At 58.4% G+C, this 16,539-nt stretch carries 19 protein-coding genes and 1 tRNA gene; 11 read left to right on the forward strand and 9 right to left on the reverse strand.

The window, feature by feature from the left end; all coding sequences use genetic code 11:
- Positions 1-8 precede the first annotated feature (8 nt).
- Positions 9-818 (reverse strand): acetylxylan esterase, encoded by an 810-nt coding sequence (locus B5D32_RS05325; RefSeq protein WP_078784066.1) that lies wholly within the window; start codon positions 816-818, stop codon positions 9-11.
- The gene (locus B5D32_RS05330; RefSeq protein ID WP_078784067.1) at positions 815-1,786 is read right to left on the reverse strand and encodes an acetylxylan esterase; all 972 of its coding nucleotides are present in this window, start codon (positions 1,784-1,786) and stop codon (positions 815-817) included. The genes B5D32_RS05325 and B5D32_RS05330 overlap by 4 nt, the downstream gene beginning before the upstream one ends.
- Positions 1,787-1,954: 168 nt before the next feature.
- Here B5D32_RS05330 and B5D32_RS05335 point away from each other — a divergent pair, with 168 nt between their 5' ends.
- Together B5D32_RS05335 and B5D32_RS05340 are read left to right on the forward strand one after the other, a co-directional pair.
- On the forward strand, positions 1,955-2,674 hold the full coding sequence (locus tag B5D32_RS05335) for a Bax inhibitor-1/YccA family protein (RefSeq protein WP_078784068.1): 720 nt from the start codon (positions 1,955-1,957) through the stop codon (positions 2,672-2,674).
- Positions 2,675-2,788: 114 nt separating this feature from the next.
- Positions 2,789-2,864, forward strand: a tRNA-Ala gene (locus B5D32_RS05340).
- Between the two features lie 59 nt (positions 2,865-2,923).
- Here B5D32_RS05340 and B5D32_RS05345 read toward each other — a convergent pair.
- The gene (locus B5D32_RS05345) at positions 2,924-3,268 is read right to left on the reverse strand and encodes a hypothetical protein (RefSeq protein WP_078784069.1); all 345 of its coding nucleotides are present in this window, start codon (positions 3,266-3,268) and stop codon (positions 2,924-2,926) included.
- A gap of 262 nt (positions 3,269-3,530) precedes the next feature.
- Here B5D32_RS05345 and rpsB point away from each other — a divergent pair, with 262 nt between their 5' ends.
- Together rpsB and tsf are read left to right on the forward strand one after the other, a co-directional pair.
- On the forward strand, positions 3,531-4,250 hold the full coding sequence (rpsB, locus tag B5D32_RS05350; protein WP_078784070.1) for a 30S ribosomal protein S2: 720 nt from the start codon (positions 3,531-3,533) through the stop codon (positions 4,248-4,250).
- A gap of 36 nt (positions 4,251-4,286) precedes the next feature.
- A complete protein-coding gene (gene tsf, locus B5D32_RS05355) occupies positions 4,287-5,204 on the forward strand; it encodes a translation elongation factor Ts (RefSeq protein WP_078784071.1) in 918 nt (305 codons plus the stop codon).
- A gap of 231 nt (positions 5,205-5,435) precedes the next feature.
- On the opposite strand, the gene B5D32_RS05360 is transcribed toward tsf, so the two are convergent.
- On the reverse strand, positions 5,436-6,011 hold the full coding sequence (locus tag B5D32_RS05360) for a xanthine phosphoribosyltransferase (RefSeq protein ID WP_078784072.1): 576 nt from the start codon (positions 6,009-6,011) through the stop codon (positions 5,436-5,438).
- A gap of 298 nt (positions 6,012-6,309) precedes the next feature.
- Here B5D32_RS05360 and B5D32_RS05365 point away from each other — a divergent pair, with 298 nt between their 5' ends.
- The 5 genes from B5D32_RS05365 (at position 6,310) to B5D32_RS05385 (ending at position 11,239) form a co-directional block, all read left to right on the forward strand.
- Positions 6,310-7,533 carry an ABC transporter substrate-binding protein gene (locus B5D32_RS05365; protein ID WP_078784073.1) on the forward strand — a complete coding sequence of 408 codons (1,224 nt, stop codon included), beginning with the start codon at positions 6,310-6,312 and terminating at the stop codon, positions 7,531-7,533.
- Positions 7,534-7,774: 241 nt separating this feature from the next.
- Positions 7,775-8,659, forward strand: coding sequence for a branched-chain amino acid ABC transporter permease (locus tag B5D32_RS05370; protein ID WP_078784074.1), 885 nt, complete (start codon positions 7,775-7,777; stop codon positions 8,657-8,659).
- Between the two features lie 10 nt (positions 8,660-8,669).
- Complete coding sequence (locus tag B5D32_RS05375; protein ID WP_078784075.1) at positions 8,670-9,755, forward strand: branched-chain amino acid ABC transporter permease; 1,086 nt, start codon at positions 8,670-8,672, stop codon at positions 9,753-9,755.
- Positions 9,756-10,517 carry an ABC transporter ATP-binding protein gene (locus B5D32_RS05380; protein ID WP_078784076.1) on the forward strand — a complete coding sequence of 254 codons (762 nt, stop codon included), beginning with the start codon at positions 9,756-9,758 and terminating at the stop codon, positions 10,515-10,517.
- 2 nt (positions 10,518-10,519) lie between these two features.
- Complete coding sequence (locus B5D32_RS05385) at positions 10,520-11,239, forward strand: ABC transporter ATP-binding protein (protein ID WP_078784077.1); 720 nt, start codon at positions 10,520-10,522, stop codon at positions 11,237-11,239.
- 153 nt (positions 11,240-11,392) lie between these two features.
- Here the strand turns inward: B5D32_RS05385 and B5D32_RS05390 are convergent, their stop codons facing one another.
- From B5D32_RS05390 to B5D32_RS05410, 5 genes are all read right to left on the reverse strand, one after another.
- A complete protein-coding gene (locus B5D32_RS05390; RefSeq protein ID WP_078784078.1) occupies positions 11,393-12,055 on the reverse strand; it encodes an ABC-2 transporter permease in 663 nt (220 codons plus the stop codon).
- Positions 12,052-12,912, reverse strand: a complete 861-nt coding sequence (locus B5D32_RS05395; protein WP_078784079.1) for an ABC transporter ATP-binding protein — start codon at positions 12,910-12,912, stop codon at positions 12,052-12,054. Before B5D32_RS05395 ends, B5D32_RS05390 begins: the two co-directional genes overlap by 4 nt.
- Before the next feature lie 3 nt (positions 12,913-12,915).
- A complete protein-coding gene (locus tag B5D32_RS05400; protein ID WP_078784080.1) occupies positions 12,916-13,287 on the reverse strand; it encodes a GntR family transcriptional regulator in 372 nt (123 codons plus the stop codon).
- A 130-nt stretch (positions 13,288-13,417) separates the two neighbouring features.
- Positions 13,418-13,993: a DUF4364 family protein gene (locus B5D32_RS05405; protein WP_078784081.1), complete on the reverse strand. Its 576-nt coding sequence runs from the start codon at positions 13,991-13,993 to the stop codon at positions 13,418-13,420.
- Positions 13,994-14,099: 106 nt separating this feature from the next.
- A complete protein-coding gene (locus tag B5D32_RS05410) occupies positions 14,100-15,008 on the reverse strand; it encodes a S1 RNA-binding domain-containing protein (protein ID WP_078784082.1) in 909 nt (302 codons plus the stop codon).
- Between the two features lie 125 nt (positions 15,009-15,133).
- Between B5D32_RS05410 and B5D32_RS05415 the strand changes: the two genes are divergently transcribed.
- Complete coding sequence (locus B5D32_RS05415) at positions 15,134-15,322, forward strand: DUF951 domain-containing protein (protein ID WP_078784083.1); 189 nt, start codon at positions 15,134-15,136, stop codon at positions 15,320-15,322.
- A 128-nt stretch (positions 15,323-15,450) separates the two neighbouring features.
- Positions 15,451-16,539 (forward strand): peptide chain release factor 1, encoded by a 1,089-nt coding sequence (prfA, locus tag B5D32_RS05420; protein WP_078784084.1) that lies wholly within the window; start codon positions 15,451-15,453, stop codon positions 16,537-16,539.

Consider the following 16,539-nt stretch of genomic DNA (forward strand, 5'->3'; position numbering starts at 1 on the left):
GGTGTACCTTATGCTTCCGGGATGCCGTCCTTGAAGAAGCACAGCATCTGATTTTCAAAAAAGTTGACGCGCTCATGCACGTATTTGGGGTAGAGCTTCCACTGCTTAGGACAGGTCAGGCGGTTGTAAATCGCGGCCTGACCCTTGGGCGGGGCGTACTCGTCCATCAGACAGGTGCCCAGCAGCACCTCGGCACGGCAGAGCGGTGCGAAATTCGCTGCATCCAACTCGTCGTATCCGGGCAGACCAAGGCCGGCAAAATCTCCCGGCAGCGGATTCAGCGCTGCGCAGCGGGACACTGCAGGGCAGAGCGACGCTGCCAGCAGCGCCAGTCCGCCGCCGAAGCCCTCGCCAAACGTGTACACGCGGCCTGTGTCCACCCACGGCAGCGCCAGCGCGGCCTTTGCCACGGCCAGCGCGTCGAGATAGCGCTGGCGGAACGCCGCCTGTGCGGGCTGCACCTTCCAATCCTCCCGGAACGGCTCGGCCTCCAGAGCGACAACGCCGAAGCCCAGCGCCAGAAACCGCGTTATATGGTGCCAGCCGCGCACGCCGCGGTTCAGGTCGTGGTACATCAGCAGCAGCGGATGCACTCCGTCTGCGGCGGGGCGGATGACCCGGGCCGTGACGCTGCGCCCGTCAAAGGTGACGGTCAGCCGCTCATACACGCCGCAGGGGTTGCCGAACGCGACGGGCGCACAGCTTACCGCGGGGTGCAGTGCCGCTGCAGTCTCCTGCCAGCGCTGCGCAAAATCAGCGGGGGCCTGCGCCTGCCCGGTGTAGCTGCGCAAAAATGCCTTTTGCTCTGTGATGGTCATAGCACAGCCTCCTTGCTGGTGAAAAAGTCCAGCAGCATATCGTCAAATTCCGGGATCTCCTCATGTCCGTACCCGGGGAAGAGATACCGCTTCTTGGCGCAGTGCAGATTGTTGTACACGGCGCACTGGGTCTGCGGCGGGCAGATAACGTCATCCAATCCCGTGCCGAACAGCACCGGGCAGCGGATCATCGGCGCAAAGTTTTTGCTGTCAATGTAGCCCAGCTGGCGGAACCACCGGTCCTGCTGGTGCTCGTCGGCGTCAAACCAGCGGGCGTAGTAGCGCAGACCTTCATAGGCGATCTCGTCCGCGCCAAGGTCCCACACGAGCTTGAAATCGCTCAAAAACGGGTAGAGGATGGCCGCGCGGTCAATAAGCTCCGGGTTCAGCGCCGCACAGGCCAAACCCAGCCCGCCGCCCTGCGAACCGCCGTTGACAAAGACACGGCTCGTGTCGATGCCGTCCAGCTCCCGCACTAAGCGGCAGAGGATGCGGATGTTCTGGTGCAGCCGCACATAGTACATCCGCTCCGGCGGGCCGTCCAGCCCGGCAATGATATGCCCGGACACGGTGGTGCCCAAAAAGCCGCCGGCATCCTCACTGTAGCCGGCCTGACCGGGGCAGTCCATGGCAATCAGCGCCATGCCCATGCCCGCGAACGACGCCTGCTCGGCAAAGCTGCGGGATGCGCCGGGGTAGCCGTGAAACTGCAGAACCAGCGGCATCGGCTCGCTCCGGCGCGGGCGTAAAAACTTTGCGTAAAGGCGTGCGCCCTCCATGCCGGTGAACCACAGGTCCAGAAACTCGCAGCTGTCCCAGCTCGGGACCTCCTGCGCCTGGGTGACGGTGTAGTGCAGCGGCACCGCGTCAGCCTCGGCCATCCGCGCCTGCCAGAAGCTCTCAAAATCATCGGGGCGCGGGGTGGCACCGTAGTAACCGCCCAAGGCCTCGATTTCGGCTGCTGTCATAAGAATCACATCCCTTTATATAAATGTAAACGGAAAGCATTATTTGCTATTATAGCACAGAAAGCACTGCCTGACTATAGTTTTAAAAAGAAGTAAATTTCACAATTTCTTGATGATTTACGGTGAAAAACACGCTATAATACTGCCTAGAGAAAGGAGATTGCAACTATGAATCGCAATTATTCTGATATTTCGTATGCGGAAAGCCCCTTTGGTACGCTTTCCGAGTTTATGTCCAAGACCTTCGGCTGGATGTTTGCCGGTCTGCTGGTCACGTTCCTGGTCGGCATCGGCGCAGTGACGACAGGGCTGATCTACCCGCTCATCACCTCGGGCCTGTTCATCCTGACCTCCATCGCGGAGTTGGTGCTGGTGTTCGTGCTGTCGGCCCGGGTGCAGACGCTGCAGCCGTCCACAGCCACGGGCATCTTCTTCGCCTACGCGGTGCTCAACGGCCTGAATCTGAGCTCCATCTTCCTCGCGTATGACTTCGGCAGCCTGATTTTGGCGTTCCTCGTCGGTGCGGTCTACTTCGGCGTTATGGCGGTGTACGGCAACGTCACCAACCGTGACCTGACCGGCTGGGGCCCCAAGCTCATGGGCGGTCTGGTTGCCCTGATCGTCTGCAGCCTGGTGGGCGGGCTGTTCAGCCTGTTCGGCTTTGGCTTCGGCATCATGGATCTTGTGCTCTGCGCCGTCGGTCTGCTGATCTTCATGGGCCTGACCGCCTATGATACCCAGATGCTGAAATACTACTACTCCTACTTCGGCGGCGACGCGGCCATGCTGCACAAGTCCTCCATCATCGGTGCGCTGAACCTCTACCTTGATTTCATCAACATCTTCCTGTATATCCTGCGTATGCTGGGCCGCAGAAGCAACGATTAAAAAATCCTAAAATAATTTCAAAAAACCGCTTGACATTTGAAAAAAGGTTTGCTATAATAAATGGCGTCGCCAGGAGCGCACGAAACACAAATGCTTCGAAGCGACGCCAGCTATGGGGGATTAGCTCAGCTGGGAGAGCGCTTGCATGGCATGCAAGAGGTCACCGGTTCGATCCCGGTATTCTCCACCACAAAGACCTGTCAGAGAAATCTGACAGGTCTTTTCTTTTAGTTTAAACATGCGGAAAAATCAAAACCCGTCGATCAGACGCTCGGCAATGGGGGAGATGAACAGCACAAAAAACAGTACGCCAAGCCCCGTGATAAAGCTGGCTGCGTCGCCGCCGATGTACCACCCCAGCGGGAAGGTGAGCAGCAGAAGCCCGGGCACGGCAAAGCAGTTCAGCAAAAACGCGGCAAACTCCCCGCGGCTGAACATCCACCAGACCTCAATGGGCTTGTAAGGGCTGCGCTCCGGCGGCGGATGGTGCCAGCGGCGGCGGTCCACGCCGACAAGGCGCAGATGCTGCGTGTACAGCTGGACAAGGCCGCACACAAAGACCCCGATGAAATAAATGCTGATCCAAATGACCATCCCGGCACCCCCGTCGCTCCCGTTGGAAACACTTCACAGTATCGTCTCTGCCTGTATCATAGCACGTTAAAAACACACCTGCAACGATAAATTTTCAAAAACCCCTTGCAATTTGCGTCGGGGTATGGTACTATACTAAAGCAATACACACGCATTGCGCTGTTTTTTTGTGCCTTTTTTGCGGTAACACGTCAAAGGGGTTAGAAAACAGAAACCCCGCAGTGCGGAGGGTACAAACTAAATTTTTTGGAGGAAACAAACAATGGCAGTCGTATCTATGAAACAGCTTCTCGAGGCCGGTGTCCACTTCGGCCACCAGACCCGCCGCTGGAACCCCAAGATGGCTAAGTACATCTTCACCGAGCGCAATGGTATCTACATCATTGACCTGCAGAAGACCGTGAAGAAGCTCGATGAGGCTTACAACTTCGTCCGCGACACCGCTGCACAGGGCGGCGAGATCCTGTTCGTCGGCACCAAGAAGCAGGCTCAGGAGTCCATCCGTGACGAGGCTACCCGCTGCGGTATGCACTATGTCAACGCTCGCTGGCTGGGCGGCATGATGACCAACTTCCGCACCATCCGTAAGCGCATCGACCGTATGGAGCAGCTCAAGACCATGCAGGAGGACGGCACGTTCGACCTGCTGCCCAAGAAGGAAGTCGTCAAGCTCGAACTCGAGATGGCCAAGCTGGACAAGTACCTGGGCGGCGTCAAGAACATGAAGGCTCTGCCGAAGGCTATGTTCATCGTTGACCCCCACAAGGAGCGCATCGCTGTCTCCGAGGCCCGCAAGCTGAACATCCCCATTGTTGCTATCGTTGATACCAACTGCGATCCCGATGAGATCGACTACGTCATCCCCGGCAACGACGACGCTATCCGCGCTGTCAAGCTGATCTCCGGTGCCATGGCCAGCGCTGTGCTGGAGGGCAAGCAGGGCGTTCAGGACGCTCCCGCCGCCGAGACCAAAGAGGATTGATTTACTCCCTACAATTCAGAAAGGACATTGAGCACTATGGCTATTTCTGCAAAAGACGTTATGGAGCTGCGTAAGCAGACCGACTGCGGCATGATGGAGTGCAAGAAGGCACTGACCCAGGCTGACGGCGACTTCGAGAAGGCTATCGAGATCCTGCGCGAGCAGGGCCTGGCTGCTGCCAACAAGAAGGCTGGCCGCATCGCCGCCGAGGGCATGGTCTATGCCGTTTCCTTCGACAACTGCGCTGTTGTCGTTGAGGTCAACGCCGAGACCGACTTCGTCGCCAAGAACGACAAGTTTGTTGACTTCACCAAGAACCTGGCCAAGGTCGTTGCTGACGAGAACCCCGCCGATGTTGAGGCCCTGATGGCCTGCAAGATGGGCGACGGCACGGTTGACGATGCCCTGAAGGCTCTGATCCTCGTCATCAAGGAGAACATCAAGGTTCGCCGCTTTGCCCGCTATGAGGGCCACTGCGCTGCCTATGTCCATGGCGGCGGCACCCACGGCGTCATCGTCAAGTTCGAGACCTCTGACGACGTCGCTGCCAAGCCCGAGTTCGCTGCCTTCGGCAAGGACATCGCCATGCAGGTCGCTGCTGCTAACCCCAGCTACCTGAACGAGTCCGACGTGCCCGAGGACGTTCTGGCCAAGGAGAAGGAGATCGTTCTGGCTCAGATGGCCAACGATCCCAAGACTGCCAACAAGCCCGACGCTATCAAGGAGAAGATGGCCATCGGCAAGCTGGGCAAGTTCTACAAGGAAGCCTGCCTGGTCGACCAGGCCTTCATCAAGGACGGCGGCATGGACGTCAAGAAGTACGTTGCCGACACCGCGAAGGCTCTGGGCGGCGACATCAAGATCGCTGCCTTCACCCACTTCACCAAGGGCGAGGGCCTGGAGAAGCGCAACGAGGACTTCGCTGCTGAAGTTGCTGCTGCCATCAAGGGCTGATGTAACCACATAAAGCATTGACCGCCTGCGCACCGCGCAGGCGGTTTTTGGTTGGTGAGACGTATGAAAAATCTGAACAGACAGTCATGGCCCGCGCTCGCCGCGCAGAATGCTGCTTATCTGGCTTCTCTGGGCAAGTGATCTTTGCTTCTGAACATCTGAAATAAAAATTCCCGGGCCACTTTCACGGCCCGGGAATTTTTTGCGCCATACGTAAAATCAGAGAAAAGCTTACTGCTCACGGAACGTCAGCTGGTCGTCGGTCATCGTATCGACGATGGCCAGGCTGGCCAGCTTGTAGCCGGCAGCGCGCAGCTCGGCACCGCCCGGCTGGAAGCCCTTCTCAATGCAGATGCCGATGCCGCCGACGGTCGCACCTGCCTGCGCGCAGACATCCAGCAGACCCTTCATGGCCTTGCCGTTGGCGAGGAAGTCGTCCAGAATCAGCACCTTGTCAGAGGGGGAGAGAAACTTCTTGGACAGCGTGATGTCATAATCACGGCCATAGGTGTAGGAATGGACGGTGGAGGTGTAGACCTCGCCGTCAATGTTCTTGCTCTTGGCCTTCTTGGCAAAGACGACAGGCACGTTGAAATGCCGCGCGGTCATGCAGGCGATGGCGATGCCGGATGCCTCGATGGTCAGAATCTTGTTGATACCGTCGTCCTTGAAGATGCGGTAGAACTCCTCGCCGACCTTGTCCAGCAGGTCTACGTCCAGCTGATGGTTCAGAAAGCAGTCGACCTTCAGGACATTGCCGGGACGAACCTGGCCTTCCTGCATAATACGTTCCTCCAAAAGTTTCATCTGCGATGATGCCCCTTTCACAAACTCAGTTTCATTCTATTATGACAAATTATGGCGGATTTTGCAAGTCCTTTATCCCAAAAAGTCTTACTAAAATGTCAATAGGTAAAGTTGATAATGTTTTGTAACCAAAATTTGTGAAACTTCCCCATAAAGCGGTCAAAAAGCATAGAAAACGCTGTTGATTTGGTTCATTGCATTTTTGTAAACAAAAGCTTATAATTTAGTCAATGAAGCGGCACGGGGTTGTGCGAACCCGTTATGTGCCGTTGCTTTATTTTTAGGAGGGAACACTATTATGAAAAAACTCGTTAGCTCTGTGCTGGCGGCTTCCATGGTCCTGAGCCTGGCCGCCTGCGGCTCTTCCGCATCCACCGATACGGCATCCTCCTCTGAGGCTGCCTCCACCTCCACCGCTGCCACTGCCGAGGCAGCCGGTGAGGGCTCCGGAGCTTACACCGGCACCCCCATCAAGATCGGCGGCATTGGCCCTGTTACCGGCGGCGCCGCCATCTACGGTCAGGCCGTTAAGAACGCCGAGGAGCTGGCCGTCAAGGAGATCAACGCCGCCAACGGCAGCGATGTCTTTGAGTGGAAGTTCGAGGACGATGAGCATGACGCCGAGAAGAGCGTCAACGCCTACAACACCCTGAAGGACTGGGGCCTGCAGGTTCTGGCCGGTCCTGTCACCACCACCCCGTCCATTGCCGTTGCCGCCGAGACCGCCAATGACAACCTGTTTATGATGACGCCTTCCGCTTCTGCGCCCGCTGTCATCGAGAGCGGCGACAATGTGTTCCAGATCTGCTTCACCGACCCCAACCAGGGCGTTGCCTCCGCAGATTATATCGCAGAAAACAAGCTCGGCACCAAGGTCGGCATCATCTATGACTCCTCCGATGCCTATTCTTCCGGTATTTATGAGAAGTTCAAGGCCGAGGCTGCTGCGAAGAACCTCGAGATCGTTACCGCTGAGGCATTTACCGCTGACAACAAGTCCGACCTGTCCACCCAGGTTGCCAAGTGCCAGCAGGCCGGTGCTGATCTCGTATTCCTGCCCATCTACTATCAGGAGGCTTCTCAGATCCTGATTGCCGCCAACAAGAGCGGCTATGCGCCTGTCTTCTTCGGCTGCGACGGTATGGACGGCATCCTGACCATTGAGGGCTTCGACACCTCTCTGGCCGAGGGCCTGATGCTGCTGACTCCGTTCGCTGCGGACGCCCAGGATGAAAAGACCCAGGCATTCGTCTCTGCTTATAAGGAAGCCTACGGCGATACCCCGAACCAGTTCGCTGCGGACGCTTACGATGTTGTCTACGCCATCTATCAGGCTGCGGTTGCCGGCGGCATCAACGGCGACATGGATGCTTCTGACGTCTGCGATGCTCTCAAGGCTCAGTTCACCAGCATGACCTTTGACGGTCTGACCGGCGATGGCATGACCTGGGATGCCTCCGGTGCGGTTTCCAAGGCTCCTAAGGCTGTTGTCATCAAGGACGGCGCTTACGCTGCTATGTAATTCCGGTACGGCGCACGTAAATTGAATTTTCCGTTGCCAAAAAGGGCTGCCGGACATAGGGTTCGGCAGCCCTTTTTGGTTTAGTAGGAGCAGGTCTCGACAAATACACTTGTTTTTTGCAGAAATACAGGATAACCCATTGTTTTGCCCGCAGATTTGTGCTACTATGGATTCATATTTTCCTGCTTACCTGCGGCATAACGATCAGCAGGGGAAAAGTTAGAGTGAGGTGTATTCCGCAATGCAATTTTTATCCTACCTGATCAACGGTATCAGTCTGGGCAGCGTTTACGCGCTGATTGCCCTGGGCTATACGATGGTCTACGGCATTGCCAAGATGTTGAACTTCGCCCACGGCGACGTTATCATGATTGGCAGCTATGTTGTGTTCTTTGCCTTTGGCTCTGCGGGTATGAACCCCGTGCTGGCCATTGTCCTTTCGATGGTCGTCTGCACCGTTCTGGGCGTTACGATCGAGCGCGTCGCCTACCGCCCGCTGCGTGAGGCCCCGTCTCTGGCCGTCCTGATTACGGCCATCGGCGTCAGCTACCTTTTGCAACAGGTGGCCCAGCTGGCTTGGACGTCCAACCCCAAGAGCTTTACCTCTGTTGTCTCCGGGCTCAAGCCCATCAGTCTGTTCGGCGGGCAGCTGACCATCTCGGCAGAGACCGTCGTGACCATCATTGCCTGCATTGTCATCATGGTCGTGCTGATCTGGTTCGTCAATAACACCCCCGCGGGCCACGCCATGCTGGCTGTGTCGGAGGACCGCGGCGCCGCCCAGCTGATGGGCGTCAACGTCAACGCGACGATCTCGCTGACCTTTGCCATCGGCTCTGCGCTGGCCGCTGTGGCCGGTGCGCTGCTCTGCTCGTCCTATCCGACCCTGCAGCCCACAACCGGCGCCATGCCCGGCATCAAGGCGTTCGTGGCTGCGGTCTTTGGCGGCATCGGCTCTATCCCGGGTGCATTCCTCGGCGGTATCCTGCTGGGCATCATCGAGAACCTGAGCAAGGCCTACATTTCGACCCAGCTGTCTGACGCTATCGTATTTCTTGTCCTGGTCGTGGTGCTCATTGTCAAGCCCACCGGCCTGCTGGGCAAGAAGGTCAACGTGAAGGTTTGAGGTGGCTGCTATGTTGAAAAATATGAAAAAGTCCACCAAAAGCAACGTCATTACGCTGGGCATTGTCGTCGGCTTCTATGTCCTGATTCAAATTCTGAGTGCCGCCGGTGCGCTGACAAACTCCTTCTCCGGCCAGCTCGTGCCCATCTGCGCCTATGTCATTATGGCGGTCTCGCTGAACCTGACCGTCGGTATGCTGGGTGAGCTGAGCCTCGGCCACGCCGGCTTCATGAGCGTCGGCGCGTTCTCCGGCACGCTCGTCTATGTCGTCATGTCCGAAAACGCCCCGCAGCCCCTTGCACTGCTGCTGGCCTTCGTGGTCGGCGGCGCGGTGGCAGGTCTGTTCGGCGTGCTCGTCGGCATCCCTGTTCTGCGTCTGTCCGGTGACTACCTGGCCATCGTCACGCTGGCTTTTGGTGAGATCGTCAAGAACGTTATGAACGCCTGTTATCTGGGCGTGGATTCCCACGGCCTGCACTTCTCACTGAAGGATTCCGCCTCCCTGAATCTGGAGGTAGACGGCAAGGTGCTGATCAACGGCGCTATGGGCATCACCGGCATCAAGAAGGCGTCCACCTTCACCATCGGCATCGTGCTGGTCATTATTACGCTGCTGGTCATTCTGAACCTTGTCAACTCCCGCGCGGGCCGCGCCATCAAGGCCATCCGCGATAACGAGATCGCCGCGCGTTCCGTCGGCGTCCCCATCACGAAGTACAAGCTCATGGCGTTTGTGACCTCCGCTGTCTTTGCGGGCGTTGCAGGCGTGCTCTACGCGCTGAACTACTCCTCGCTGGTCGCGAAGAAGTTCGACTACAACACCTCGATTTTAATTCTGGTGTTCGTTGTTCTGGGCGGCATCGGCAACCTGCGCGGCTCGGTCATCGCCGCCGCCGTGCTGACCGTTCTGCCTGAGCTGCTGCGCAGCATGAACGACTACCGTATGCTGATCTACGCCATCGTGCTGATCGTGGTCATGATTTTCAACCAGAGCCCCGAAATGATTGCCCTGCGCAAGCGCCTGACCGCGCGCTTCCGCAAGGAGGATGCCGAGGGCAAGGGTGCCAAAGACAAAGAGAAAAAGGGGGTGGCGTAAATGGCACTGCTGGAGGTCAGTAACCTGGGTATTGCGTTCGGCGGCCTGCAGGCCGTTGCGCAGCTCGATCTTTCCATTGAAAAGGGTCATCTGTACGGCCTGATCGGCCCCAACGGCGCGGGCAAGACGACGGTCTTTAACATGCTGACCGGCGTCTATAAGCCCACCGAGGGCAACATCATTCTGGACGGCAAGGACATTACCGGCCAGAACCCCGAGCTTATCAGCAAGTCCGGTATTGCACGTACCTTCCAGAATATCCGCCTGTTCAATGATATGACGGTGCTGGATAACGTCAAGGTCGGTCTGCACAACCAGATTCGGTACAATATGTGGACAGGTATCCTGCGTCTGCCTGCTTACAAGGAAAAAGAGCACGAGATGAACCGCGAGGCCATGAAGCTGCTCAAAATCTTTGACCTGGATAAGGAGGCCGACTACAAGGCCAGCCAGCTGCCCTACGGCAAGCAGCGCAAGCTGGAAATTGCCCGCGCACTGGCCACGAACCCGAAGCTGCTGCTGCTGGACGAGCCCGCCGCCGGTATGAACCCCAACGAGACCGAGGAGTTGATGCACACCATTCACAGCGTGCGCGACCAGTTCGGCGTCGCCATCCTGCTCATTGAGCACGATATGAACTTTGTCATGGGCATCTGCGAGGAGATCACCGTGCTGGACTATGGCCGTGTGATTGCCCGCGGCGACGGCAAAGCCATCCGCAACAACCCGAAGGTCATTGCGGCATATCTGGGAGGTGACTGACGATGGGCGAGATGCTTTCTGTCAAAAATATCAATGTTTACTATGGCTCGATCCACGCCATCAAGGACGTTTCGTTCCATGTCAATGAGGGCGAGATCGTCACCCTGATCGGTGCGAACGGCGCGGGCAAGACCACGACGATGCACGCAATCTCCGGTCTGCTGAAGCTGCAGAGCGGCGAGATCGACTACTGCGGCCAGACCATCAGCAAGATGGAGGCGCATAAGATCATCCGCCTGGGCCTGGCGCAGGTGCCGGAGGGCCGCCGCGTGTTCAGCGGCCTGACCGTGCAGCAGAACCTGCAGATGGGCGCGTACACACGTCGCGACGGCAAGGAGGCCATCCAGAATGACTTCGACATGGTCTTTGACCTGCTGCCGCGTCTGAAGGAGCGCCGCAACCAGCCCGCCGGTACGCTCTCCGGCGGCGAGCAGCAGATGCTGGCCATGGGCCGCGCACTGATGTGCAAGCCCAAAATGCTGCTGCTGGACGAGCCGTCCATGGGCCTGTCCCCGCTGCTGGTCAAGGAAATCTTCAAGATCATCCGCCAGGTCAACCGCAACGGCGTGACCGTGCTGCTGGTGGAGCAGAACGCAAAGATGGCCTTGGAAATCGCCAACCGCGCTTATGTTCTGGAGACCGGCACGATCAAGATGGAGGGCGAGGCCACCGAGCTCGCCAACAACATCGAGGTCCGCAAAGCATATCTGGGCTGCGAATAAGTGCATACTAAAAAATCCTGTGTCCGCAAAAGGACACAGGATTTTTTGTTATAAAGCCTCCCTTGTAGGGGCGAGCATTGCTCGCCCGCAGGGAAGCCGCACACACACGTAGGGGCGGATTCCATATCCGCCCGGGCACATTGCGGCAGGAACTCAGTATTCCTTCCGCTTATAAATCCCCACGCATACCTTATAGCTCACAAAATACACCGCCAGCAGCCCCACAAACGCTGCAACCAGCCCCGCCAGCAGCACTTCGTCGGAGGCATTGAACAGCTGCATCAAATCAGGCGAGACGGAAGCGACCAGCCCAATACAACCGCCGAGCACACCGATGATCAGAAACAACCAGCTGCGGGCCTTGACACTGTTGAACCGATAGGACAGCGGCAGCAAAAGCGCGACCAACAGCAGCGCCATGCTGCCGCAGGCCAGCAGGGCTGCCAAACACTCGAGGGGCGGTACTTTATACGCGGCGTGCCAGAACAGCAGAGGCGGCAGCACATTGTTCAGCGCCACGATCAGCACCGTACACACTGTGCCCAGCGCCAGCCCGCACAGCCCAAACAGGTATTTGCTGCCCACAAGCTGCGCGGGTGTTACGGGCAGCGTGCGGACGTAGATGTCCCAATGGGAGTTCTCGTCAAACGAAATCGTGGAGGTGATCAGAATGGAAAATACAACGAGCAATGCATAGGCCATCCCGGTCTGCCCGGTCAGAATGCTGATGCCGCCGTAGAGGAACGCGATAAAAAATACAGTCTGTTTGTAGGAACTTGTCAGGGTGGCCCATTCTTTATACAAAAGCCCTTTCATTGTGCATCCCTCCCGCTGTAAAACCGCATAATATCATCGAGCCTTGCCGCGTCGCAGACGGCCTCCGGCAAAAGCTCCTGCACGGTGCGCCGTTCCCTGACCAGACTTTCACACCCATAGGCCCCGCGCCTGGTGAACACCACCAGCCCGGCGGGCAGGGAAGTCAATACATCCTCGCCGCAGTGCAGCACGCCGTATTCCTGCAAAAGGTCATCCTTGTTCTCCTGAAACAGCAGCTGCCCGTTGTGCAGGTACGCGATGGAATCCGCAATCTGCTCAAGGTCCGCCGTGATGTGGCTGCTCATGACAATGCTGTGCCGCTCGTCCTGGATGAACTCCAAAAACAGATCCAGTAGCTCACCGCGCACCACCGGGTCAAGACCGGCGGTGGCTTCGTCCAGCACCAGCAGCTCGGGGTCATGGGCCAGCGCCGCAGCCAGGCTCAGTTTCAACCGCATGCCGCGGCTGTACTCTTTGAGCTTCTTGCCTGCGTCCAGACCAAAGCGGCGCAGATAGGCGGAAAAGCTGTCCGCATTCCACCGCGCACCGTACATTCCGGCCAGACTGCGCGCGACCTGCGCGGCGGTGAAGCTCCCGTAGAAAAAGGCATCCTCAAACACAACGCCAATCTTAGCGCGAGTGGCGGCATCGGCAGGGAAGCCGCCCAGCAGGTCAACCGTGCCGTCATCCGCCCGGTTGACGCCGCAGAGGATTTTCAAAAGCGTCGTCTTGCCTGCGCCGTTTTCGCCGATCAGCCCGACGATGCTGCCCGCGGGCACGGTCATATCCACCGGCCCAAGGGTAAAGTCTTTGTACTGCTTCGTGATGCCGCGTAAAGCGGCGGTGCTTGCTGCCATAGGTCAGCCCTCCCACAAAAGGCGCAGCGTCTCTGCAACCTCGTCATAGCCGATGCCACTCAGCCGCGCGGCGTCCACCGCGCCCTGCAGGCAGTCCTCGACCTTTTTTAAATGCTCCTCGCGCAGCAGGGCGGGGTTCTGCTCGGCGACAAAGCTGCCCCGGCCCTGCTGGGTCAGGATAAAGCCGTCGCGCTCCAGATCCTCATACGCGCGCTTCGTTGTGATGACGCTGATGCGCAGCTCCCTGGCCAAAAGCCGGATGCTGGGCAGTGCGTCGCCGGGGCGCAGCGCGCCGGACAGGATCTGCTGCTTGATCTGCCGCGTGATCTGCGCGTAGATCGGCTCCTGCCCGGAGTTGGAAAGATAAATCTGCATTGTCAGAAGCTCCTTGTAGTCGAACTGTACATATCCGATATTTACAGTATATACACGCTATACACGGTTGTCAAGAGGAATGGCACAAAAAATCCCCGTGCTCATGGAGAGCACAGGGGAAAAGGCTTGCTTACATCAGCCCTGCCGGGGGGCGGTCATCCTCGCTGCCGGGCTGGGTAAGGGCGTTCAGCAGCTTCGGGAAAATATCACTGCCGTGCGCAATAAAGTTGTTCTTGATCATCTCGGCGGTCAGCTTATCCGGCATGGCCAGCTCCATGCGGAACACATCGCTGCCCATGTCGGCAATCGAGCAGACCACGCTGAACTGGCCGTCCTTCTCCTGCACAACGGCGCGGTTCGACGCGGCGCGGTGCCGCCAGCTGCGGATCTGCATGACGGCGCGGATCGCGCTCTCCCGCACGGTGCGGGGCAGGTCGTAGGCCAGCGTGTCCGCCACGGTGGTGCCGCGGCGTGTAATGGTATACCGCCCGTCCTCGTCCACGGTGACAAGCTGCTGCTTTTCGACCTCGGCCAGGGCGTCGGCAAACTCAAAATAATTGACAAGCTGTTCCTGCAAAAGCGCACCCTGCATCGTTTCGCGCTTTACGGGGCCTGCCACTTTGACAAGGTAGCAGAGCAACATACGGATCTGCGTGTCGTCTGTAAGGCCGCCCGGGCGCACCCCGGCGGTGAATGCCTCTGCCATCGTAACCACTTCCTCGACAAAATTTCATCTATCTCATATTATACACGCCGCGGCGGGCCGTGGCAAGATGGCAAAATCCAAAAGTGACAAAAATCGGACGCCAAAATCAAAATACCGTTTCGATCTGCTTGCGGCTCTGCGGTGTGGAGTAGGTCCACCGCTTGAGCCGCCCGCGGGTCACGAAATAGTGCGGCTCAAACCGCAGGGGCTGGCCCAAATTCTTGTTGACCACGACCAGCTTGATCTTCATTTTATCGGGCAGGATGTTCTTGATGTACACGCTCACGGCCTGCCCGGGGCGCAGTGTGGAGTCCGCCTCCGCCAGCCCCGCCAGGTTCGGTGCGATTTCAATAAAGACGCCGTATTCCTCGACGCTGCGCACAATTCCGACGACGGTCTCCCCGGCGGCAAAGCAGGCTGCGTTCTCGCTCCAGGTGCCCAGCAGCTCGCGCAGCGTCAGCACAATGCGCCCCTGCACGTCGCGGTTCTTGATGGCACACAAAAGCTGCTGGCCGACCTGCACCCGGTCCGCGGGCGAGGCAATGCGGCTGACCGACAGGCAGTCGATGGGCAGCAGCGCCGCAATGCCGCAGCCGATGTCGCAGAACGCGCCGAAATTCTCAATGTGGGTCACGGTGCAGGGAATGACGCTGCCGGCCTCCAGCGTATCAAGGTACTGTGCCCGGCAGCGGCGCTGTGCCTCGGCGCGGGAGAGCAGGTAGTATTCCTCGCCGTTATCGTCAAACTCGGTGCCCATGATGACAAAGCAGGTCGGGCGGCCTACCCGGGTCAGCACGGCAATGTCCTTGACGGTCTCGCCGGGAGCGGCGTCCACACAGTCCGCAAACGGCATGATGCCGCGCAGCCCGCCCAGCTCAAACCGCAGGCGGTGCCCTGTGTCGTAGGCCAGGGCTGTGCTTTGCAGCACCTCGCCGCTGGCCATGCAGCGGCTCAGTTCCTCGCGGCTCAGGTGGTTCGCATTGCGGCAAAGGCCTTCGGCTCGATATTCCAACATTTTCGGTTCCTCATTTCTTATAAGATTTGTGATTACTTACTAAACTTTTATGCGGGAGATTTGCAAAACAACACAGGCTGTACTATAATAAGAATGATATTTTTGAAAGAAAGGCGGTGTGCCGTATGGACGTACAGGTCGGAGACGTCATCCAGACCAAGAAGCCGCACCCCTGCGGTGCGAACCGTTTCGATGTACTGCGCGTAGGCATGGATTTCAAGATCAAATGCCAGGGCTGCGGGCATGAGATCATGCTGCCGCGTGCCAAGATCGAGCGCAACATCAAAAAAGTTCTGCGCGCGGGGGAGCAGTAGCGGGGTTTTGCATAAGTACGCGGGTCGCCCATTGTAGGGGCGAGCATTGCTTGCCCACGGAACGCAACGGCAGCCGCAAAGCGCCCGGGTCGTCGGGGACGCCGACCCCTACAGCCAAAGGAGAACCTATGCAGAACTTTACCGAACTCTACGAGGTCGAGCGCCGCTATGAGGAGCTGGCCCACAGAATGTCCACGCCCGATGCGGCGGCCAACGCCGACGAGTACGCGCGGATGATGCGTGATTACAAAGAGCTTACCCCCCTGATCGAAGAATACCGCCGTTACACCGACCTGCAGCAGCAGGAAGCGGACGCAAAGGAAATGCTGGCCGCAGAGTCAGACCCGGCGTTTGCTGCTATGGTACAGCAGGAGCTGTGCGAAATTGGCCGGAATCTGGCACAGAGCGAAGAGAATCTGCGTCTGCTGCTCATCCCGAAGGACGCCGATGACGAAAAAAGCGTCATTCTGGAGATTCGCGCCGGTGCCGGCGGCGAGGAGGCCGCGCTGTTTGCCCACAGCCTGTGGCGCATGTACACAATGTACGCCGCCAGGCGCGGATGGCAGTGCGAGACGATCAGCGAAAACCCGACGGAGCTCGGCGGCGTGAAGGAGATCGTCTTTTCCGTCGAGGGGCCGGACGTCTACAGCCGCCTGAAATTCGAGAGCGGCGTCCACCGCGTCCAGCGCGTGCCCGAGACAGAGACGCAGGGCCGCATCCACACCTCCACCGTCACCGTGGCCGTTATGCCCGAGGCCGAGGAGGTCGAGCTGGAGATCAACCCAAAAGACCTGCGCATTGACACATTCCGCTCGTCGGGCGCGGGCGGCCAGCACATCAACAAGACGTCGTCCGCCATCCGTGTGACCCATCTGCCCACCGGTATGGTCGTGGAATGCCAGGACCAGCGCAGCCAGCGGGAGAACAAGGACCGTGCCTTAAAGGTCCTGCGCAGCCGTCTTTTGCAGCAGAAGCAGGACGCCTACGACGAGGAATACAACGCCCGCCGCCAGAGCCAGGTCGGCAGCGGTGACCGCAGCGAAAAGATACGCACCTACAACTTCCCGCAGGACCGCGTGACCGATCACCGCATCGGCCTGACGCTGCGTAATTTGCAGGGTGTGCTGGACGGCGACCTGGACCGCGTGGTCGAGCCGCTGATTTTGGCAGACCGGGAAGAAAAACTGAAGCAAAGCAGTACAGAAGAAGGAAAATAA

Origin of the sequence: Gemmiger formicilis, assembly GCF_900167555.1 — a bacterium.
In the GTDB taxonomy this organism is placed as follows: domain Bacteria; phylum Bacillota; class Clostridia; order Oscillospirales; family Ruminococcaceae; genus Gemmiger; species Gemmiger formicilis.

Coding starts and splice junctions, on each gene's coding strand:
- rpsB (WP_078784070.1), top strand. CDS start 3,531: ATGGCAGTCGTATCTATGAAACAGCTTCTCGAGGCCGGTGTCCACTTC.
- B5D32_RS05370 (WP_078784074.1), top strand. CDS start 7,775: ATGCAATTTTTATCCTACCTGATCAACGGTATCAGTCTGGGCAGCGTT.
- B5D32_RS05365 (WP_078784073.1), top strand. CDS start 6,310: ATGAAAAAACTCGTTAGCTCTGTGCTGGCGGCTTCCATGGTCCTGAGC.
- B5D32_RS05345 (WP_078784069.1), bottom strand. CDS start 3,268: ATGGTCATTTGGATCAGCATTTATTTCATCGGGGTCTTTGTGTGCGGC.
- tsf (WP_078784071.1), top strand. CDS start 4,287: ATGGCTATTTCTGCAAAAGACGTTATGGAGCTGCGTAAGCAGACCGAC.
- B5D32_RS05375 (WP_078784075.1), top strand. CDS start 8,670: ATGTTGAAAAATATGAAAAAGTCCACCAAAAGCAACGTCATTACGCTG.
- B5D32_RS05330 (WP_078784067.1), bottom strand. CDS start 1,786: ATGACAGCAGCCGAAATCGAGGCCTTGGGCGGTTACTACGGTGCCACC.
- B5D32_RS05335 (WP_078784068.1), top strand. CDS start 1,955: ATGAATCGCAATTATTCTGATATTTCGTATGCGGAAAGCCCCTTTGGT.
- B5D32_RS05325 (WP_078784066.1), bottom strand. CDS start 818: ATGACCATCACAGAGCAAAAGGCATTTTTGCGCAGCTACACCGGGCAG.
- prfA (WP_078784084.1), top strand. CDS start 15,451: ATGCAGAACTTTACCGAACTCTACGAGGTCGAGCGCCGCTATGAGGAG.
- B5D32_RS05390 (WP_078784078.1), bottom strand. CDS start 12,055: ATGAAAGGGCTTTTGTATAAAGAATGGGCCACCCTGACAAGTTCCTAC.
- B5D32_RS05405 (WP_078784081.1), bottom strand. CDS start 13,993: ATGGCAGAGGCATTCACCGCCGGGGTGCGCCCGGGCGGCCTTACAGAC.
- B5D32_RS05360 (WP_078784072.1), bottom strand. CDS start 6,011: ATGAAACTTTTGGAGGAACGTATTATGCAGGAAGGCCAGGTTCGTCCC.
- B5D32_RS05385 (WP_078784077.1), top strand. CDS start 10,520: ATGGGCGAGATGCTTTCTGTCAAAAATATCAATGTTTACTATGGCTCG.
- B5D32_RS05415 (WP_078784083.1), top strand. CDS start 15,134: ATGGACGTACAGGTCGGAGACGTCATCCAGACCAAGAAGCCGCACCCC.
- B5D32_RS05380 (WP_078784076.1), top strand. CDS start 9,756: ATGGCACTGCTGGAGGTCAGTAACCTGGGTATTGCGTTCGGCGGCCTG.
- B5D32_RS05400 (WP_078784080.1), bottom strand. CDS start 13,287: ATGCAGATTTATCTTTCCAACTCCGGGCAGGAGCCGATCTACGCGCAG.
- B5D32_RS05410 (WP_078784082.1), bottom strand. CDS start 15,008: ATGTTGGAATATCGAGCCGAAGGCCTTTGCCGCAATGCGAACCACCTG.
- B5D32_RS05395 (WP_078784079.1), bottom strand. CDS start 12,912: ATGGCAGCAAGCACCGCCGCTTTACGCGGCATCACGAAGCAGTACAAA.